18 protein-coding genes and 1 pseudogene are annotated in these 18,502 nt (G+C 39.8%); 1 reads left to right on the top strand and 18 read right to left on the bottom strand.

The window, feature by feature from the left end:
• Positions 1-141: 141 nt before the first annotated feature.
• From msrA to parE, 7 genes are all read right to left on the bottom strand, one after another.
• The gene (msrA, locus tag HUK49_RS09495) at positions 142-672 is read right to left on the bottom strand and encodes a peptide-methionine (S)-S-oxide reductase MsrA (protein ID WP_191913550.1); all 531 of its coding nucleotides are present in this window, start codon (positions 670-672) and stop codon (positions 142-144) included.
• Positions 673-820: 148 nt separating this feature from the next.
• Complete coding sequence (locus HUK49_RS09490) at positions 821-1,813, bottom strand: NAD(P)-dependent oxidoreductase (protein ID WP_191913549.1); 993 nt, start codon at positions 1,811-1,813, stop codon at positions 821-823.
• Positions 1,814-1,816: 3 nt separating this feature from the next.
• Entirely contained in the window at positions 1,817-3,001 is a 1,185-nt protein-coding gene (locus tag HUK49_RS09485) for an aminotransferase class I/II-fold pyridoxal phosphate-dependent enzyme (RefSeq protein WP_191913548.1), read from the bottom strand.
• A gap of 299 nt (positions 3,002-3,300) precedes the next feature.
• On the bottom strand, positions 3,301-3,798 hold the full coding sequence (locus HUK49_RS09480) for a GNAT family N-acetyltransferase (RefSeq protein ID WP_191913547.1): 498 nt from the start codon (positions 3,796-3,798) through the stop codon (positions 3,301-3,303).
• A 102-nt stretch (positions 3,799-3,900) separates the two neighbouring features.
• The gene (locus HUK49_RS09475) at positions 3,901-4,836 is read right to left on the bottom strand and encodes a manganese-dependent inorganic pyrophosphatase (RefSeq protein WP_191913546.1); all 936 of its coding nucleotides are present in this window, start codon (positions 4,834-4,836) and stop codon (positions 3,901-3,903) included.
• 147 nt (positions 4,837-4,983) lie between these two features.
• The gene (gene parC, locus HUK49_RS09470; RefSeq protein WP_191913545.1) at positions 4,984-7,455 is read right to left on the bottom strand and encodes a DNA topoisomerase IV subunit A; all 2,472 of its coding nucleotides are present in this window, start codon (positions 7,453-7,455) and stop codon (positions 4,984-4,986) included.
• Between the two features lie 22 nt (positions 7,456-7,477).
• Positions 7,478-9,508, bottom strand: a complete 2,031-nt coding sequence (parE, locus tag HUK49_RS09465) for a DNA topoisomerase IV subunit B (RefSeq protein ID WP_191913544.1) — start codon at positions 9,506-9,508, stop codon at positions 7,478-7,480.
• A gap of 221 nt (positions 9,509-9,729) precedes the next feature.
• Here parE and plsY point away from each other — a divergent pair, with 221 nt between their 5' ends.
• Positions 9,730-10,356, top strand: a complete 627-nt coding sequence (gene plsY, locus HUK49_RS09460; RefSeq protein WP_191913543.1) for a glycerol-3-phosphate 1-O-acyltransferase PlsY — start codon at positions 9,730-9,732, stop codon at positions 10,354-10,356.
• A gap of 56 nt (positions 10,357-10,412) precedes the next feature.
• Here plsY and HUK49_RS09455 read toward each other — a convergent pair whose 3' ends face one another.
• From HUK49_RS09455 to HUK49_RS09405, 11 genes and pseudogenes are all read right to left on the bottom strand, one after another.
• A complete protein-coding gene (locus HUK49_RS09455; protein WP_191913542.1) occupies positions 10,413-11,291 on the bottom strand; it encodes an aldose 1-epimerase family protein in 879 nt (292 codons plus the stop codon).
• A gap of 117 nt (positions 11,292-11,408) precedes the next feature.
• Positions 11,409-13,535 carry a type I DNA topoisomerase gene (topA, locus tag HUK49_RS09450; RefSeq protein WP_191913541.1) on the bottom strand — a complete coding sequence of 709 codons (2,127 nt, stop codon included), beginning with the start codon at positions 13,533-13,535 and terminating at the stop codon, positions 11,409-11,411.
• A 137-nt stretch (positions 13,536-13,672) separates the two neighbouring features.
• A pseudogene (locus HUK49_RS09445) lies at positions 13,673-13,915 on the bottom strand (DNA-processing protein DprA); the annotation flags it as partial.
• A 318-nt stretch (positions 13,916-14,233) separates the two neighbouring features.
• Positions 14,234-14,572, bottom strand: coding sequence for a type II toxin-antitoxin system PemK/MazF family toxin (locus HUK49_RS09440; protein WP_191913540.1), 339 nt, complete (start codon positions 14,570-14,572; stop codon positions 14,234-14,236).
• A gap of 66 nt (positions 14,573-14,638) precedes the next feature.
• Positions 14,639-14,911, bottom strand: coding sequence for an AbrB/MazE/SpoVT family DNA-binding domain-containing protein (locus HUK49_RS09435; RefSeq protein ID WP_191913539.1), 273 nt, complete (start codon positions 14,909-14,911; stop codon positions 14,639-14,641).
• A gap of 171 nt (positions 14,912-15,082) precedes the next feature.
• Positions 15,083-16,195 carry a LysM peptidoglycan-binding domain-containing protein gene (locus HUK49_RS09430; RefSeq protein ID WP_191913538.1) on the bottom strand — a complete coding sequence of 371 codons (1,113 nt, stop codon included), beginning with the start codon at positions 16,193-16,195 and terminating at the stop codon, positions 15,083-15,085.
• 1 nt (position 16,196) lies between these two features.
• On the bottom strand, positions 16,197-16,634 hold the full coding sequence (locus tag HUK49_RS09425) for a phage holin, LLH family (RefSeq protein ID WP_191913537.1): 438 nt from the start codon (positions 16,632-16,634) through the stop codon (positions 16,197-16,199).
• Positions 16,635-16,958: a hypothetical protein gene (locus tag HUK49_RS09420; protein ID WP_191913536.1), complete on the bottom strand. Its 324-nt coding sequence runs from the start codon at positions 16,956-16,958 to the stop codon at positions 16,635-16,637.
• 438 nt (positions 16,959-17,396) lie between these two features.
• Positions 17,397-17,537, bottom strand: coding sequence for an XkdX family protein (locus HUK49_RS09415; RefSeq protein ID WP_191913535.1), 141 nt, complete (start codon positions 17,535-17,537; stop codon positions 17,397-17,399).
• Positions 17,538-17,539: 2 nt separating this feature from the next.
• The gene (locus HUK49_RS09410; RefSeq protein WP_191913534.1) at positions 17,540-17,914 is read right to left on the bottom strand and encodes a hypothetical protein; all 375 of its coding nucleotides are present in this window, start codon (positions 17,912-17,914) and stop codon (positions 17,540-17,542) included.
• A 13-nt stretch (positions 17,915-17,927) separates the two neighbouring features.
• Positions 17,928-18,356 (bottom strand): hypothetical protein, encoded by a 429-nt coding sequence (locus HUK49_RS09405; protein ID WP_191913533.1) that lies wholly within the window; start codon positions 18,354-18,356, stop codon positions 17,928-17,930.
• Positions 18,357-18,502: the final 146 nt, after the last annotated feature.

Below are 18,502 nucleotides of genomic sequence, written 5' to 3'. Positions count from 1 at the left end.
CTTTGTGAAGTTGACAGATATTCATGGACAATCTGTGCCTTCAATTCTGATTTATATTTGACCATAGAAAAGGTGCCCCACAATCATTAGATTTCTTGTCTAACAATTGTAGGGCACTTCAAAAGTCACGAGAGTTTTTTATTAATCCTTGTTATTCCAATGTTGCTGCTTAAATCGTTCTCTACCACCAGCCTCTTGAAGAGCGTACCGTTCTGGATTCTTCTTGTAGAAGTCTTGATGGTAATCCTCTGCGGGATAAAAAGGCTTAGCATCTTCAATTTGAGTAACAATTTTATCATTGCTAAATTGCCCACTAGCTTGAAGAGCAGCCTTTGATTTCTCAGCAATCTCACGCTGTTGAGGACTATTAACAAAAATTACTGGTCGGTAATTATCTCCACGATCCTGAAATTGTCCCATCGCATCAGTTGGATCCGTTTGATGCCAATAAATTGTTACTAAATCATCATATGAAATCACATCAGGATCAAAGGTGATTTTGACAGCTTCAGTATGCCCGGTCTTTCCTGAACAAACTTCTTCATAGGTTGGATTAGGGACATGACCCCCAGTATACCCGGAAACAACTGATTTAATTCCCGGATAAGTATCAAATGGTTGGACCATGCACCAGAAGCATCCGCCCGCAAAGATTGCTGTGTCTAAACTCATCTATATCAACCTCTTTCGTAGCCTACCAATGTCAACTATATTGGTACAGATTATAAATTGTAGGTATTCTAACATATATTTATTAAAATTAAAAATAAATGAGAAAACTAACCTACCCTATTCTGCCAAAGCGGCTAACTTAAGAGGATCAGTTTACTTCATGCGGTGATTTCTTTCCTGCAAGAACCGTTAAAACATCTTCAAGTGCAAAATCAACCATATTCTTTACGGCTAGATTCGTAAAGAAAGCAATATGCGGGGTCAGAATTACATTATCCATTGAATGAAGTTCAGCAACCAGCGGTACATCACCAAGGCCAGTTTGCCGCCGATCAGTCATAACAACTTCATTTTCACCCTCAAAAGTATCCAAAGCAGCTGCGGTTATTTGTTTTGCTTTCAGTGCAGCTACTAAATCAGCTGTATTAACTACTGGTCCCCGACTAGCATTTACTAAGCCCGCACTCGGTTTCATCGTGGCAAAATCTTTCGCAGTGAGTAAACCAACCGAGGTCGGATTAAGGTCAACGTGTAATGATACCACATCTGACCGCTGTAAAAGTTCTTCTTTCGTAACGTATTCAACGATCCCTTTCATTTCTTCTCGCGGGTTAGTATCAAACCCCAGAACCGTTGCCCCTAAAGCTTTTAATAGTTTAGCCAACGTTCCGCCAATTCGACCAACACCAATAATTCCAATGGTTGCTGTATGGATTTCCATCGCCTGCTCATCACTAAACCACCGGTAATCATTTGCTGCTACCTGAGCATCAAATCGGTAAGCTTTCCGTAATAACCGAAAGATCTGCATTAGTGCATGTTCGGCAACACTTCTTGGCGAATAGGCTGGAACATTCGTTACCGTTAAATTATTGGTCTGCGCCTCAGTAAGATCAATCATATCAAAGCCCGCAGTTCGGGTGGCAATTTGTTTCAAGCCATTCTCCCGTAGTTTAGCATAGATTGATATGGGCAGCTTCCTTCGTTGTTGAATAACCAGTCCATCAACATCCCTTGTCAAATCTACGGCATCATCGATTAATTTTTCGGTAGTAATAATTTCAACATTATTCTCTTTAGCAAACTCCTTAATTGCTGCTTGTTCATCATCCCGGACACTTGTCATTAAAATTTTAGTCATTGGCTAGTCCTCCTGTACAAATTGGCTAATTCGTCTAATTGCTTCCTCAATCTCCGCCATGCTTGTTGCGTAACTAATTCTTAGGTAGCCACTACCACCAGCCCCAAAGTATGAACCAGGAATTACAGCGACTTTTCCTTGTTCAGCCAGTTCAGTAGCAAATTTCACATCATCAGTTCCAAAACGTTCTGGTAATTTAGCAAAGACATAGAAGGCTCCATTAGGGTTAGTGATTTCAAAGCCGAGCGCGCGTAATGCCGGAACTAAGGTGTCACGGCGCTGCTTGTAAGCTGCCTTCATTTCCAGAGTCGCTTGTTTACCTTCCTCACTGGCAAAGCCTTTAGCTGCCGCTGCCATCATTGGATCAGCAGCGGCGGTAACCATCATGGCATGAATAGCAGAGACTGGTTTCATCAATTCTTGTGGACCTGCAATAAAGCCGACCCGGTACCCAGTCATTGCTTGTGACTTTGAAGCTCCATTTAAGACTAAGGTTTGTCCCGGAATAAATTCCGCGATCGAAGTATGATGCCCACTGTAAACTAATTCTGAGTATATTTCATCCGCGATGACAACTAAATCGGTTTGGTCAATTGCAGCTGCCAACTGTTTAATCTGTTCACGAGTATAAGTTACTCCGGTTGGATTTGACGGGTAATTTAAGATAATTGCTTTGGCATGGGGATGTTCAGCGATTACTTGACGGAGCCTTTCAGGGGTTAGGACAAACTGGTCATTACTAGTGTTAATTTCAACGGGCTTTCCGCCAAGAATTGTCGTTACCGCCATGTATAACGGAAAAGTTGGGGTAGTAATTAAAACTTCGTCCCCTGGATTGACTAAGGCTGATAACGAAGCATAAATTCCTTCAGTTGCCCCAACCGTTACAGCAATTTCGCTTGTTGAATCATAAGTCAGTCCATATCGATCTACCATAAATTTGGCGATTGCTTTCCGTAATTGGGTTGACCCACTACCTGGTGCATAGTGAGAATCATTTTTCTCAATACTATCAATCGCTGCCTTCTTCATCACCTCAGGAACGTTAAAATCAGGTTCGCCAAGCGTTAATTTAATGATTCCAGGAATTGCACTAGCCTTGTAATCGAACTCTCGGATTCCCACTGGCTTTAACCGACCAAAATTTGTATTCAAGTTATTTAATAATTGTGACTTAGTAGTTGGCATAATTTTCCCTCCAAAATAAAAAGTCCTCGATGGTTATCATCCATCCAGGACTGTAATGGCTAAGTCAGAATTAGTGGAGCCCCGGATGGTTTAAGGTTAACAACTATCCGGGAACGCACAATGAAAAGCACTGCTGGTTAGCGGATAATTAATCGCTAAACCAGAAGGCATACGCTTTAATATTTGGTTGAACTAAAGCATCCATCATTGTGTTCCTCCTTTAAGTAATTATTAATTATTTTAATCATTTTCTAATGTTTGTCAACCAGTATTTTAGATAAATATTTACGACTATTATTCTAGTCGAACCTTCTCCCCATTATTATGAGGTCCCGTTGAACTCCATCAAGTTCTGCTACTCGAGGTAATCTTCCCCATTCTGTAAAATTAAATGATTTAAATAATCCTAAGCTTGGCAAATTATGACCAAAAATATAGGCTACGATTGCCGTAATTCCTAGTTGAGGCAATTGGCCGATCACAAAATTAATTGCTTGTGTCCCAAGGCCATGATGACGAACACTCTTATCAATATAAATTGCTATTTCACAGGTATGCTCATAAGCTGGTCGACCATAAAACGGTTCAAGCCCTACCCAGCCTACTATTTTTTGTTGACTATTTCTGATAACCCACAATGGATGAGTCTTGGTAAATGAATGATACCATGGTTCTCGCTCCGCCACAGTTACTGGCTCTAGATCAGCAGTAGCAAGGCGGGATGGGATAATCTGATTATAAATATCAACAACCCTTGGTAAATCCTTCTCGCTTGCAAGTGAAAATTCAAACTCCATAAGTAAACTCCTATAATAAGAATAATTTAATACCTTATTATAGGAGTTTTTCACTTTATTGCATTATTAAATTGAACACGAACGATTAAAGAAATAAAGTTATTATCCTTCAAAGGCGTCTGTCAATGGAGGAACAACTTGCTTCTTCCGAGAAACAACACCTGGTAAGTTCATCCGCTTGTTATCAAGCTTCTTACCAAAGGCCTTTTCAACTGTATCAGTGTGATCACCAACAACAAAGAGGTCAGTATCACTGTTCAAAATGTTAGTAACCATTAATACAAAGGTCTCGTAACCATTTTGATCCATTAAATTGTGCATTTCCTTTTCAAGATCGGCTTGACGGGAGAAAACGTCATCTAAGTCAACAGTATTAACTTGACCGATCCGTAACTTAGTACCGCCAAGTTCAAATGTCTTAGCATCACCATCAACGATTTCGTTATCTGTCTTCTTAGCAATGTTAGTGCCGGCCTTCAACATGTCGATGCCGTACTTTTCGTAATCTTCAACACCAGCAACCTTTGCTAAGTACTTAACAGCTTCACGATCATGGTCAGTAGTGGTTGGTGACTTCAAAAGTAATGTATCTGAAATAATTGCTGAAAGCATCATCCCGGCAAGGTCTGCTGGAATATTAATGTGCTTTTCTTGGAATAGTTCAGTGATAATAGTGCTTACACAACCATATGGACGAGCAGTAATCCAAAGTGGTTGAGCAGTATTAAAGTTAGCAATCCGGTGGTGATCAACCAAGTGAGTAACAGTAACCTTATCAAGATCGCTAACGCTTTGTTGTGGTTCGTTATGGTCAACAAGCATAACCTTGTCAACTTCATTTGCAACGGTCTTAACAACCCGAGGTGCCTTCATTCCAAAGTGATCCAAAGCATACTTTGTTTCATCGTTAGGCTCACCAAGAGCAACAGCTTCAGTTTCGTAACCTAATTGATTTTGAAAGTATGAAAAAGCCATTGCAGCTGTAATTGCATCAGTATCTGGATTCTGATGACCAAAAACTAATTCTTTGTTACTCATTTAAAATTCCTCCTGTTTGTTTCGATATTGTCCGCAAATACTAAGACATGAAACAATCTACAATTTCTATTCTATCATGGAAGCCCCAGCTTGGTGAGATAATTATAAAATATCTCACTGAAAATAAATGAAAGTAGAGAAAGTTTATTAATTTTCCTGATTTACTGGCTCTTCATTTAGGATATTAACTTGTTTACGCTTTAATTTTACAGGTGTTCCTTGTGTATCAGTATCGACAACAAATGTCCCGTTTGATTTAGCCGTTCCAAGGTGGTGATCATCTACTGCAACGTCTTGGAAAGCTGGTCGATCAGTAATAATTTCAAGGACATCATGATTATTTGGATCATAAGCAAGAAAATCGACAATCTTATGAGGGTGATTCTTAATTCTATGAATTACTAATTCTCCACGACGAGCACGAGCACCTGTTTCAATTTCAGAACTTGCCATTTCCTTAAAGGCACCACGCTGGGTAATCATTGCCAAATTTTGGCCTTCAGAAACAAGAGTAAAGTCAGTGGCATAGTCAGCACCTTTTAAGTTTATTGCCCGAACCCCACCAGTTCTTAAACCAGTAACAGGAACATCAGCAACATCAAACCGAACCGCATATCCTTCATGACTAATGACTAGGAGTGACCGATTTTCATTTGTTGGCTCATAATAATCAACACTTACTAACCTCGATTCGTTACTCTTCAACTTAATTCCAGCTGTTGTTCGACTCTTATAACGACTCCCTGGCTTATAATCTGTAAATGCCGACTGCTTAACCTGACCATCACTTGTTCCCATAATGATGGTTCCTGGTTGATCCAGCTTATCAAAGACCATTGCTTTTATAATATGCTCATTTTCTGCTAAACCAATCGTCTGTGAAATATGTTCTCCAGTATCCTTCCACCGGGTATCGGTAATTTCATGAACCGGTCGGTAAATAACATTGCCTAAATTGGTGAACATAAATAAGTGCGCTAAAGTATTTGTTTCCTGAATTAAAATCGGATAATCATCTTCACGAAGGCCATTTTCTTCTATTGGCGATGCCTTAAACGAGCGTACACTTGACCGCTTAATGTACCCCGCGTGAGAAACCAAGAGAATAACGTCTTCGTTTGCTACCGTTACCTTAGTATCAACCTTTAACTTCTCTACATGACTTTCAATCTTTGTGCGTCGTGGGTTACCAAACTCTTTCTTAATTGCTAACATTTCTCTCCGGAGAACATTAGCTAATTCTTGATCATTTGTTAAGATCAATTGAAATTCTTCGATTTGCTGGTTTAGCTTTTTCTGTTCATCTTTGAGTTCAGTAACATCAGTATTTGTTAACCGATAAAGTTGCAAAGTAACAATTGCTTCTGCTTGTTCTGCGGAGAATGCATACTGGCTAATCAGATTTTCCTTAGCATCTTTTCGATTTTTACTTCCACGAATAGTCTTAATTACTTGGTCTAAGATTGATAAAGCTTTAATTAACCCTTCTACAATATGGAGACGATGTTGAGCTTTATTTAGGTTAAATTGCGTTCGCCGACGAATAATCTGTTTCTGAAAGGAAAGGTATGAGGTCAAAATTCGTTTTAATCCTACCCGCATTGGCCGTTGTTCGTCAATTGCAACCATATTGAAATTATAGTTAATTTGTAAATCAGTATTTTTAAGAAGGTAATTAAGAATTCCCTGGGCATTAGCACCACGCTTTAACTCGATGGCAATCCGCAAACCACTACGATCTGTCTCATCACGTGCTTCAGCGATTCCTTCCACCTTTTTAGCTAAGCGGAGATCATTAATTCGCTTAACCAGTTGAGCTTTATTAACTTCATAAGGAATTTCAGTTACGTTAATTTGTTGACGGCCACCTCGAAGGGTTTCAATCTCAGTTCTAGCACGAACAACGATTCGTCCACGACCTGTTTGATAAGCCTTTCGAATACCGTCAATCCCCTGAATAATTCCTCCAGTTGGGAAATCTGGACCCGGGATAAATTCCATTAGTTTCTCTAAACTAGCATCTGGATTATTTAGGAGATAAACCAAAGCGTCCAATACTTCACCGAGGTTATGGGTCGGTATTTCTGTCGCGTATCCTGCTGAAATACCGGTAGCACCATTAACAAGAAGGTTAGGAATCCGCGCTGGTAAGACTGTTGGCTCCTTTTCGGTATCATCAAAATTTAACGTCATTTCAACAGTATCTTTGTCAATGTCCTGAAGCATCAACCCAGCAATTTTGCTTAACCGCGCTTCCGTATACCTCATTGCCGCAGCTGGATCACCATCCATTGAACCATTATTCCCGTGCATTTCAATTAATGGTTCCCGAAGTTTCCAATCTTGACTTAGACGAACTAGAGCTTCGTAAATTGAACTATCTCCGTGGGGGTGAAAATTCCCCATAACATTACCAACGGACTTTGCTGATTTCCGAAATCCCTTATCATAGGTATTGCCATCCTTATTCATTGCAAATAAGATCCGTCGTTGAACTGGCTTCAGGCCATCCCGGATATCAGGCAACGCCCGCTCTTGAATAATTGACTTTGAATAACGACCAAAACGATCCCCCATCAATTGTTCCAGGGTCATTTTTTCAATTTTACCGTCTCTCACTATAATGTTCCTTTCTGCTCACCTAAAAAAGTGCCTCTTGGTTAAAAGTCTTTTTAGTTTTTGTTGGTTGCTCATTATGGTTTGACAAGTGTCCCTTATTCTCCACTAATTCATCTGATTCTTTATCATCACTAAGGGTGAAGTGAACATTATCTTCAATCCACTCCCGTCGCGGCTCAACCTTATTCCCCATCAAAGTTGTTACCCGACGCTCAGCTAATTCAGCGTCCTCAATTCGTACCTGAATTAGCGTCCGTGTTTCAGGGTTCATGGTTGTTTCCCATAATTGATCGGCATTCATCTCACCAAGGCCCTTAAACCGTTGCAATTGAGCACTCTTTCCTGCTTTCTTGGTCAGTTTTGTTAACTCATCATTGGTCCATGCATAGGTGATCTTAGTTTTAGCACCCCGACCTGTTTGTAAACGATACAACGGTGGTAAGGCAATATAAATTTTTCCGGCCTCAATCATTGGCCGCATGTACTTGTAAAAGAATGTCAATAACAAAATTTGAATATGTGCCCCATCGTCATCAGCATCCGTCATAATGATTATTTTGTCGTAGTTTGAATCGTCAACATTAAACTCGGAGCCAGCGCCTGCACCAACCGTATAGATAATCGTGTTCAGCTCTTCATTCTTTAACACGTCATCAAGCTTCGCCTTTTCGGTATTTAAGACCTTTCCTCGTAACGGTAAAATGGCTTGGTATTTCCGGTCACGTCCCTGTTTAGCAGAACCACCAGCAGAATCCCCCTCGACCAAGAATAATTCATTCTTTTTCGCATTCTTTGATTGTGCTGGAGTTAGTTTCCCAGAAAGATTTCGTTCTTTTCGGCTCTTCCGTTTACCGCCACGAGCTTGATTTCTTGCCTTTCGCGCTGCTTCACGAGCTTCACGGGCCTTGATTGACTTCCGAATCAGCATCTGGGCAAAATCGCCATTTTCCATTAACGCATAGCCAAGCTGCTCGCTTACAATGGAATCTACAATTTTTCGCGCTTCTGGAGTCCCTAACTTATCCTTTGTCTGTCCTTCGAATTGTAAAATTCGTTCGGGAATCCGAACAGACACAACAGCAGTCAAGCCCTCACGAACATCGCTTCCTTCAAGATTCTTGTCCTTATCTTTCAGCAGTCCAACCTTATGGGCGTACTCATTAAAAGTCTTGGTCCAAGCGCTCCTAAAGCCGGCCTCATGCGTTCCGCCATCTGGAGTACGGACATTATTAACAAAGGAAAGCAATGATTCAGAATAACCATCATTATACTGGGCAGCGACCTCGACCTCAACGCCATCCTGACTGCCATCAAAGTATAAAACTTTTCCTAAAGTATCTTTACCTTCATTCAGGTAAGTAACGAATTCCTGAATACCATCCTTATACTGAAAGATATCCTGCTTCTCATGGTCCTGTCGTTTATCAGTTAGAACAATTTTAATTCCCTTTAACAGAAAAGCAGATTCTCTCAACCTATTTGCTAAGGTATTGTAATCATAAACAGTTGTCGTAAAAATACCTGGATCAGGCTTGAAAGATACCGTTGTTCCGTTTCCAGCGTTTGTATGACCGAGTTTTTTTAAGGTACCGATCGGCTGACCGCCATCCTTAAATTTTTCTTGGTAGCGTTCATGATCACGGACAATTGTTAGCGTAAGGCTAGTCGATAAAGCATTAACTACTGAAGCACCAACTCCATGCAGTCCACCAGAAGTCTTATAACCATCTGATTGACCAAACTTACCACCAGCGTGAAGAACCGTCATAATTACTTCAGGTGTTGGTTTCCCAGAGGCATGCATTCCTACTGGCATTCCCCGACCATGATCCTGGACTGTAATTGAATTGTCTTTTTCAATCGTAACGTTAATCTCATCACCATAACCGGATAATGCTTCATCCACCGCATTATCAACAATTTCATATACGAGGTGATGCAGTCCTCTTGAATCTGTAGACCCAATATACATCCCTGGTCGTTTCCGAACAGCCTCAAGCCCTTTTAAAACTTGAATTGATGATGCATCATACGTTTCTTTCTTTGTGGCCACAAAATGACCTCCCTTTTCATTTTGAACGTTTGTTCGATTTATATATTATACCCTAATTCGAACAGGATCGTAATAGTAATATTACAATCTTTAACAATAACGATAATACTTCATTTAATCCTTATTTTGCAAACTACATTTTTAAAAATAGGTTCCCTAGTGGTTTCTAACAGGATTTCGTGCTATCTTTAGTGGGTAGCTATTTTTAAGGAGTAAATTGAATGATAATTAAAATAATTGGAATGGTGATTGTTGCCTATCTTTTAGGATCAATTCCATCCGGCTTATGGATTGGGCAAACCTTTTACCACAAAGATATTCGAAAGCTTGGCAGTGGTAACATTGGGACTACGAATACTTTCCGTGAATTGGGACCCCAGGCTGGAGTGGTAGTTCTTCTAATGGATGTTCTAAAGGGAACACTAGCAGCAAGTCAGCCATATCTTTTAGGTGTTTCTCATTCGGTAAATCCATTATTAATTGGGATTTTTGCCTCACTAGGACACACTTTTTCAATTTTTGACCATTTCCATGGTGGTAAAGCAGTTGCAACTAGTGCAGGAATTCTGCTAGCTTACAACCCACCATTATTCGCCCTTGCCTGTGCGATCTTTATCATCACTTTATTGTTAACAAGTATGGCCAGCTGTGCCAGCATCGTTGGAATTACCTCAATATTTATCATCGCTCTTTGTGAGCACGATCTAATTCTTAGTTGTGTTGCTGGAATCCTAACTGCACTTGTTCTTTGGCGACATAAAAGTAATATTATTCGAATTATTACTGGCAAAGAATCACTGGTAAGTTTTGGTCTTGTTTATTACCTAAAGCAAAAGCACCATAAGTAAAAGAAGTTCGAGAACTCAAAACATGAATTCTCGAACTTCTTTTTTAGTCTATAGTCTTAAAACAGCTGGATACTAAACTCATACTTAGCATTATCCTGCGGTGCTAGCCGATGCATCCCCTGCTTATGTAACAATTTGCCATCTGCATCAACATTGTCCGCAATTCCCCACCACGGTTCTACACAAACTAAATTAGCTTTAGTGGGGTATGGTGACCAAACACCAACATGCTGGGTCCCAAGAGTATGAACATGAACACCGTGATTATTAATTGGATCAGTTAAGGTTGCGGTAAACCTTGCACCACCCGTTTCAAAAATTACTGCATCGTTGTCAAATAGTTCATGACTAATTGTCATTGGCTTTTGCATGTCAATAGTAATTGGGTTCTGTAAATCATTATAAGATCCATCTAATAAAACACGTGAATACTTTTCAGCGGGAGAAACACTAAGTTGAACTTGTTCGAAAGAGCCTTGAGCGCTCAGTGGCATATTAAAGCCAGGATGAGCACCAATTGCATAAATTAGTGAATGATTATTATCAGGATTAGTAACCGAGTAGCAAACGTTTAATTGATCATCAACTAATTTATAACTGACACGAAGGTTAAAAGCAAACGGAAAGGCCTTTAACGTTTCTTCACTATCGGTTTGTTCAAGAGTAACCTGAGAAGAAGTCTGATCGATTACCTTAAATTCACGATCCCGAGCAAAGCCATGTTGGGTTTGGTGATATGTCTTTCCGGCAAATTCATATTGATCATCCTTTAACCGACCAACAAATGGAAAGAGGATTGGTGCTTGACGTTTCCATGAAGCTGGATCTCCCTGCCACAAATATTCAATTTGGTTATCATTTCGCCGAATACTATGCAATTGGGCTCCTAGCTCAGCAATCTCAACAGTTAATTCATTGTTTTCTAGCTTAATCATAGTACCATTTCTCCTTAATAAAAAAGCTCTCTAACCGCATAATAGCAAATTAGAGAGTTCTTTTAAATTAGTAAAATAGTAAAATTTAGTAAAAACAGTGTAAACGGTTTTACCACACTATTTTTGCGGTTCTTCTTCGTAGTCTCCATTCGGGCAAACAACTTGAGTGCCACCCTTGATTTTCTTTTCAACTAGGAAGTGACCATCTTTTGGACAGTTTCGTCCAATTGGCTTATCCCAAGAAACAAAGTCACAATCAGGATAACGTGAACAACCATAGAACACACGATTCTTTTTTGACTTCCGCTCAACAACCGTTCCCTGACCACATTTTGGACAAGTAATCCCGGTATCCTTAACAATTGCTTTTGTGTTTCGACATTCAGGGAACCGTGAGCAAGCATAAAACTTACCATAACGGCCCATTTTAACTACCATTGGAGCACCACAAATATCACAATCCATTCCAGCAAGTTCATCTTTCATTTCGATCTTAGCAACTTCGCTCTCAGCGGTACTAACTTCCTTGGAGAATGGTTGGTAGAAACTATCAACAACTCGAACCCAATTTTGCTTTCCCTCTTCAATTTGATCGAGTTTATCTTCAACATCGGCAGTAAATTTGGCATTAACAATATCTGGAAACTGCTTTTCAATAATTGTATTGACGATTTCTCCTAATTCCGTTGGCTCAAAATGCCGTGAAACTAAACGAACGTAATAACGACGCTGAATCGTGTCAAGTGTTGGTGCATAAGTAGAAGGACGACCTACACCGTTTTCTTCAAGCGTCTTAATCAAAGCAGCTTCAGTATACCGTGCAGGAGGTTGGGTAAAGTGCTGAGCAGGATCATCACTGACCATTTGGGCACTATCGCCTTCTTTTAGTTCAGGAAGTAAGTTATCCTTTTCTTTCCCCCGCTTATATACCTTCGTAAAACCAGCAAACTTTACCTTTGAACCAGATGCTCGAAAATCAACATTATTCTGTTGCAGATTAACGTTCATTGTATCAATAATTTCCGGTGTCATCTGACTAGCGACAAATCGTGACCAAATTAAACTATACAGTTTATATTGATCATTAGTTAGATATGGCTTCATTTTAGCGGGCGTACGAAAAACAGACGTTGGACGGATCGCTTCGTGAGCATCTTGGGCGCCTTCAGGCAACTTACCCTTAATTGGCTTAATAGCAGCGTATTCACCACCATACTCTTCATGAATAAACTTAGAAGCTTCATGCTTAGCAATTGATGCAATTCGAGTAGAGTCAGTCCGCATGTAAGTAATCAAGCCGACAGGTGCCCCTTGCTTAATATCAATCCCTTCATACAACATTTGAGCAGTCATCATTGTTTTTCGGGTACGGAAATTCAAACGACGGTTAGCATCCTGTTGCATCGTGGAAGTCGTAAACGGTGGCTGTGGTTGACGCTTACGCTCCCGTTTAGTTACTTTAGTAATTGCAAAGTCTTTATTCTTATCAAGTTTGCCTAAAACTTGTTGAACATCATTATTATTTTTCAAGCTAACTTTCTTCCCGTTTTCGCCAAAAAAGGTTGCTTTAAACTTTTCACGATTATGTTTAAATTCGGCATCAATTGTCCAATACTCTTCAGGCTTAAAATTCCTAATTTCGTTTTCTCGCTGGATAATTAAATTCAGGGCAACTGATTGAACACGACCGGCACTTAACCCCTTCTTAACCTTTTTCCATAAAATTGGACTAATGGAATAACCTACCAACCGATCAAGAACTCGTCGTGCTTGCTGGGCATCGACAAGGTCCATGTTAATAGTTCGTGGTTCATTGAAGGCTTCTTTAACCGCATCCTTAGTAATTTCGTTAAATGTTACCCGATTCTTTTCAGAATCATCAAGCTTAAGAATATTTGAAACGTGCCAAGCAATTGCTTCTCCTTCACGATCGGGATCAGATGCAAGGTAGACTGCTTTGGCATTTTTAGCGTCTTTTCGTAATTCCTTAATCACGTCACCCTTACCACGGATAGAAATATAATCTGGTTGATAATTATTCTCAATATCAACTCCCATCCGGCTCTTAGGTAAATCGCGCACGTGACCTAGACTTGCTACTACCTTATAAGAGCGGCCCAAAAACTTCCCAATTGTTTTGGCCTTTGATGGTGATTCAACAATCACTAATTTCTTTTTTGGTTTTGCACGACGAGTCGTTTTTCGTTTACTCGTTGTCTTTTTCTTTGTAGTACTAGTTGCCATTATATTGGCTCCTTACTTCTATACTTTTAAATATCTTGCTTACCGATACTACTATTATTAATGCATTTATATAGTATCTGTCAAACTATATCCAATCGAATGTTGATTTTAATTAAAAAGGAGCCGAAATGCAAGAATTAATTCGTTAAAAGAAATTCGTCAAGGAGATCTTTAGCCTCTGTAATTGGTTTAGCCCCTGCTGCAATTAGCTGGTTACATCCCAATGATAGCGGAGCATCAATTCGTCCAGGAATTGCGCAAACATTCCGATTTTCTTCTAAAGCAATATTCGCCGTGATTAGGCTCCCGCTACGTTTCTTTGCTTCCACAACCAAGAGCGTTTCAGCAAGGCCAGCAATAATTCTGTTACGCTCGGGGAAGTCTTCCGATTGTTTAAACACAATCACTAATTGTCATTATTGAATACATATAATAGGAAGAAACACTTTTAATACTCACAGATAATTATTTAAACTCATAGAGCATCAAATAATATTCCCCTTTTATGCCCCCTTTACAAGAAATGCCCGACACCTCATCAGAAGTGCCGGGTTATTTTGTACCACTCAAATTTAACTTGTAATCAGTATAGCATAAACTGCTGTTCGCTTTACGAAAATAAAAAAAGACGATATACTTTAACTGTCAAGTCTAGTATATCGTCTTTCTGCTCCATCACCTTTTAGTTGATGGATTTTTTAGTATGTAGCGAAATTAACCTTTTTAACCGTCTCAATAAATTCAGTAGGTACTTGATCAACAACCTTAAATTTTCGATCGCTTAGATCTAGCGTTCGTTCTTGATCAAGTTCAACTACTCCGTGAATATTATCTAAAACGGGTAGCTTTAAGTGCAGCGGAAACTTCTTTTCATTTGAAGTGATGGGGATCACCTTCACCATTCCACCACACAACTGATTAAAGTCGCTATTAGACATGATTAATGCTGGGCGATACCCCTTTTGTTCATGCCCACTAGTTGGGTTGAAATCAACCATTACAATCTGACCTTGCTGTAGGTCTTTATAAGATTCCATAAAATGAAATCTCCTTTCAAAATTTATTTTTATTGCCTTCGCCGAGTAACGAACAGGCTCCAGCAATTAAAATAATTCTTTTCCTTGTGGATGCCCCCAATCAACTTCTTTATTCTTTGGCTCATTTTTGAAATATGCTTCGGTATCAAAACCATCAAACATTTTTCTTAATGGGCTTTCTTTTTTCTCAGGTGTCAAAATAATTTTATTATCTTCTACTTTGTAACTTAATCTATCTTCATTCTCTAATTTAAACGAATCTAATATTTTTTTCGGTATTCTTACCGATAAGCTATTACCCCACCTAGATAGGGTAAGCGTTCCTCTTGAATTCTTCATAATGTAATTACTCCCTTTTGCAATTTACAGTCATTATACCTTTCCCTTACGGGATGGTTTTATTATAACATTACCATTTTATTTTGTCGATACTTGTTTTAATGTCGATACAAAACATAAAAATCCCTAGTGGTAGTTGCACAATCTGCAATGACCACTAGGGATCGACCTTTATAATTGAATTGTTTGACCAACAAAAATCATGTTCGGATTAGCGATGTGGTTCTTAGCTGCTAATGCTTGCCAAGTAGTCCCGTGAGCCGAAGCAATTCCGGATAAGGTATCGCCATTTTGGACGGTATATGCGTTAGATTGACCAGTACCACCAAGAATGATCTTTTGACCAACATAAATCACGTTAGGATTAGCAATGTGGTTGAGACTTACTAAACCAGAGACGGTTGTACCAAACTTGCTAGCAATTCCACTTAACGTATCGCCCGCTTGAACGTAATAAGTATTCTGTGGTGATGCATTACCCGTCACTTTCAATACTTGGCCCACTTGAAGCAGATTAGGATTACCCAAGCTGTTAATCGCTGCTAAGTTTTGCCAAGTTGTATTGTACTTTTCAGCAATTCCACTTAGGGTATCGCCTGCTTGCACAATATATGTCCCGGTAGCTGGTTTGCCAACATGTTCTGCTGGTTGCGGTGCTGGCACTGGGGTATTTGGTACGCTACCGCTTGCTTCTCCAATGGTAAAGGCACCATCAAAATCAAGACTGGTGTCAATCCCCATAATACCGTGATCGGTATATTGCCAAGCGTTCGCATTATCAATCCCGAGTGAAGTAACTCCATAGCCAGCAACCCACTTCTTCCGGTTGCCAAATCCATGACTATTTAAGATTCCACCAGTAAAGAAGCTCCGCATTGAGTAGACACCGGTGCTCTTATAACCAAGTGCTTCTACTTCTTGAAGAAAGGCTAAGGTAGCTCCTTGATAATCACTTGCTGAGTTAACCTCTGCATCATCAATCATCAAGGTATCGTCATACATGCCAAACTGCCGAGCAACCTTAACAAAGAATCGAGCTTCATTTTGTGCATCTGGAATTGAAGTATAGCGAGCAAAGTGATAGCAAGCTACTCGTAAGCCAACCGCTAGGGCATTGCGAATTTGTGCAGCTGCTCGTGGGTTAATGTAATTAGAACCATCTTCACTACCTTCAGTTAGCTTTACAACGATTCCTTGTGCTCCTTGATTCTTAGCTGCTTGAAAAAATGCTACCGTATCAGATTGGTAACTGGAAACATCAATAAATGGATTACGAACTGCCATTTTATGCGACCTCCTTTGGATCAATTGCTTTTGCCTTACCGTCCGGGACAAGAACAGTTTCTTTTTGTCCCGACTTGTCCGTCTTTTCTTCCGGATTTGTGGTAGGGGTCAGTGGCGACTTTTCATAAGCTGATTGGACGGCTGATTCAATCGACTTCACATCAACGTTAGTAAAGCCCTGCTTAGCAAGTGCATCTTGTACAATTGCCGTTGCTTGGGCGAACTTAGCATCACCAGTAATGTCCTTACTTACTAAAGAATTAACTGCCGTATTAGCGACCTGTTCAATGAAGCTCCATAATTCTTTTGATTGAGTAGTTTTGGCATGTTGAACCTTGCTGTGTAGTAAGTTCTTCCCTGCATTCATGAGATAAAAAATAGCAGTCGATACAACTGCCGTGATTATGTATTCAGGAATTGCATTAATAATTTCATTCATTTATTGTTTTCCCCTTCCAAATACTTCATGCTCCAGTGCTTTGATTTTTTGATTCCGCACCTTAGCTTCACCAATATGTTCCTCAAAGCGCTCTTCTAGCGAATCAACCCGATCGGCTGTCCGATTTGCTGTTGATTCAATTGAATCCATTGTGTGACTTAGATTATCAATTTTAACGATTAAATCTTGAACTACGTTTGACAGCTTTTCAGTTCCGTTTTTAATTGCTAGGTTAAGCAACCAAATCAAGAATCCACCAACAATAGAAATAATTGTCACGATTGCTAACAACTCGTCCCATGAATAACCTGCAATACTATGCATCTGCCCACCTCCTAATTTCAGGTAATAAAAAAGCGCCAACCGAAGTCAGCGCTAAATGATTACTTCCGAAGAAGCTTGATAATCATTTTAATTATCTTTTTTAAGTACTTACTAGGTACTATAATGATGAATAGACACCAATACGTCATTGGAAGGAACCTCCTTCCTGCACTAGTCGGGGTTTCTAAGTCCCGCTCAAATGTGCAATTAGTATTGTACCATAAAATAATTATGATATAATACAGGTGTAATGATGAATAGACCGTGTGTAGCGAGTGCTTTCTAGCTCGCAAACCGGCATGGGTGGATGCCTTCTTGGCACCCGCCTTTTTTTATAGCCGCCCATAATAAAAGCGTGCGATTGCGTTAAATTTTTAACGCTTTCGTACGCTTTTTACTATGTATTGTGTATTTCTTCGGCGACTATGTGTTAGCTAACTAGGCAACGTAATCAACGCCAGTCAGTTCCTTATACTGGTTTGCGTCAATTCCCATACCAACGTAAACCTTGTAATATTGTGGGTCATGGTTGCCCCAGTCGTTCCAAAACATCTTTAACATATCTAGTGTATTCATCATAATTAGTTACTCCCTTTCTTTAAGTCCGTAATAGTTGCTTGTTGCTTCATAATCATCTTTTGCATTTGCGTCAGGTTCGCCTGTTGCGCCATGACCGTCTTTTGCAACTGGGTAATATTGGCTTGTTGAGCCATTAATAATTGTTGGCCCTCGCTTGGTTTAATGTTAGCTTGTTGCTGGGCGATTGATGCAGCTACTTGTTGTTGGAATGTTGCATCGTCCATTCCGCCAACCCACTCAGTGCCATTGAACTTTTGATAGCTCTTAGTCGGATCTGGGACAACTGTCGTTGTATATGGTGGCAAGTTATTGGTATCGGCCACGTTAATTTCAGCTAATAGATACCCGTAATGTTGATCGTACATAAATGCTTTCATCTTACTTCACCTCCTATTGTTCAACTGTAAGGTTCAACAGTGCCCAATTATCCCAACGACCACCTGCCCATGCTCGATAGCAAAGTACCGCACCAGCTCCAAAAATAAACTGGGCCTTGGTCTGATTTTTGCCCCCATATTGAACAATCCAACCCCATTCAGCACCACCACGAAGGCGCTTAGGCCATGATGTTTCATTTGTTGAAATTGGTTTGTCTTGCCAGAAACCAAATGGATAGATTCCAGGCTCTAAGTTATCTATGTTAGGATTATCGCTCCCAATAAAATTACCAATTTTCAGCGTCTTATTATTCAACGTGTCTAATTGATTATCTTGACCAATATTCTCTTCAAGTAGTTTGTTAAAGTTTTCAGCAATCTTTTCTGCACCTAAGTCCATACCAGTAAAGATGCTTGCAATATCCTTTGCTGTTATTGCCATTAATTATCATTCCTTTCCCTTATAGTAAAGAGCCTTGTAGCCTTCAAAGACTCCAAAGCTCTTGTCTGGTAGTTGCTTCATTGTTAAACCATCGCTCATCAAGTTAAAGCTGTTGGTAATTTCAATCGTGCTCATCCCGTTAGCTG

It is taken from the genome of Limosilactobacillus portuensis (assembly GCF_014838735.1).
GTDB lineage: Bacteria > Bacillota > Bacilli > Lactobacillales > Lactobacillaceae > Limosilactobacillus > Limosilactobacillus portuensis.
This window is presented reverse-complemented; position numbering and strand designations above follow the sequence as displayed.

Excerpts from the sequence above, each read along its gene's own strand:
- HUK49_RS09490 (WP_191913549.1), bottom strand. The coding sequence starts at position 1,813 with ATGACTAAAATTTTAATGACAAGTGTCCGGGATGATGAACAAGCAGCA.
- HUK49_RS09435 (WP_191913539.1), bottom strand. The coding sequence starts at position 14,911 with ATGAAGAATTCAAGAGGAACGCTTACCCTATCTAGGTGGGGTAATAGC.
- HUK49_RS09425 (WP_191913537.1), bottom strand. The coding sequence starts at position 16,634 with ATGAATGAAATTATTAATGCAATTCCTGAATACATAATCACGGCAGTT.
- HUK49_RS09405 (WP_191913533.1), bottom strand. The coding sequence starts at position 18,356 with ATGGCAATAACAGCAAAGGATATTGCAAGCATCTTTACTGGTATGGAC.
- plsY (WP_191913543.1), top strand. The coding sequence starts at position 9,730 with ATGATAATTAAAATAATTGGAATGGTGATTGTTGCCTATCTTTTAGGA.
- HUK49_RS09410 (WP_191913534.1), bottom strand. The coding sequence starts at position 17,914 with ATGAAAGCATTTATGTACGATCAACATTACGGGTATCTATTAGCTGAA.
- HUK49_RS09415 (WP_191913535.1), bottom strand. The coding sequence starts at position 17,537 with ATGATGAATACACTAGATATGTTAAAGATGTTTTGGAACGACTGGGGC.
- HUK49_RS09475 (WP_191913546.1), bottom strand. The coding sequence starts at position 4,836 with ATGAGTAACAAAGAATTAGTTTTTGGTCATCAGAATCCAGATACTGAT.
- HUK49_RS09485 (WP_191913548.1), bottom strand. The coding sequence starts at position 3,001 with ATGCCAACTACTAAGTCACAATTATTAAATAACTTGAATACAAATTTT.
- HUK49_RS09430 (WP_191913538.1), bottom strand. The coding sequence starts at position 16,195 with ATGGCAGTTCGTAATCCATTTATTGATGTTTCCAGTTACCAATCTGAT.
- topA (WP_191913541.1), bottom strand. The coding sequence starts at position 13,535 with ATGGCAACTAGTACTACAAAGAAAAAGACAACGAGTAAACGAAAAACG.
- HUK49_RS09440 (WP_191913540.1), bottom strand. The coding sequence starts at position 14,572 with ATGGAATCTTATAAAGACCTACAGCAAGGTCAGATTGTAATGGTTGAT.
- msrA (WP_191913550.1), bottom strand. The coding sequence starts at position 672 with ATGAGTTTAGACACAGCAATCTTTGCGGGCGGATGCTTCTGGTGCATG.
- HUK49_RS09480 (WP_191913547.1), bottom strand. The coding sequence starts at position 3,798 with ATGGAGTTTGAATTTTCACTTGCAAGCGAGAAGGATTTACCAAGGGTT.
- HUK49_RS09455 (WP_191913542.1), bottom strand. The coding sequence starts at position 11,291 with ATGATTAAGCTAGAAAACAATGAATTAACTGTTGAGATTGCTGAGCTA.
- HUK49_RS09420 (WP_191913536.1), bottom strand. The coding sequence starts at position 16,958 with ATGCATAGTATTGCAGGTTATTCATGGGACGAGTTGTTAGCAATCGTG.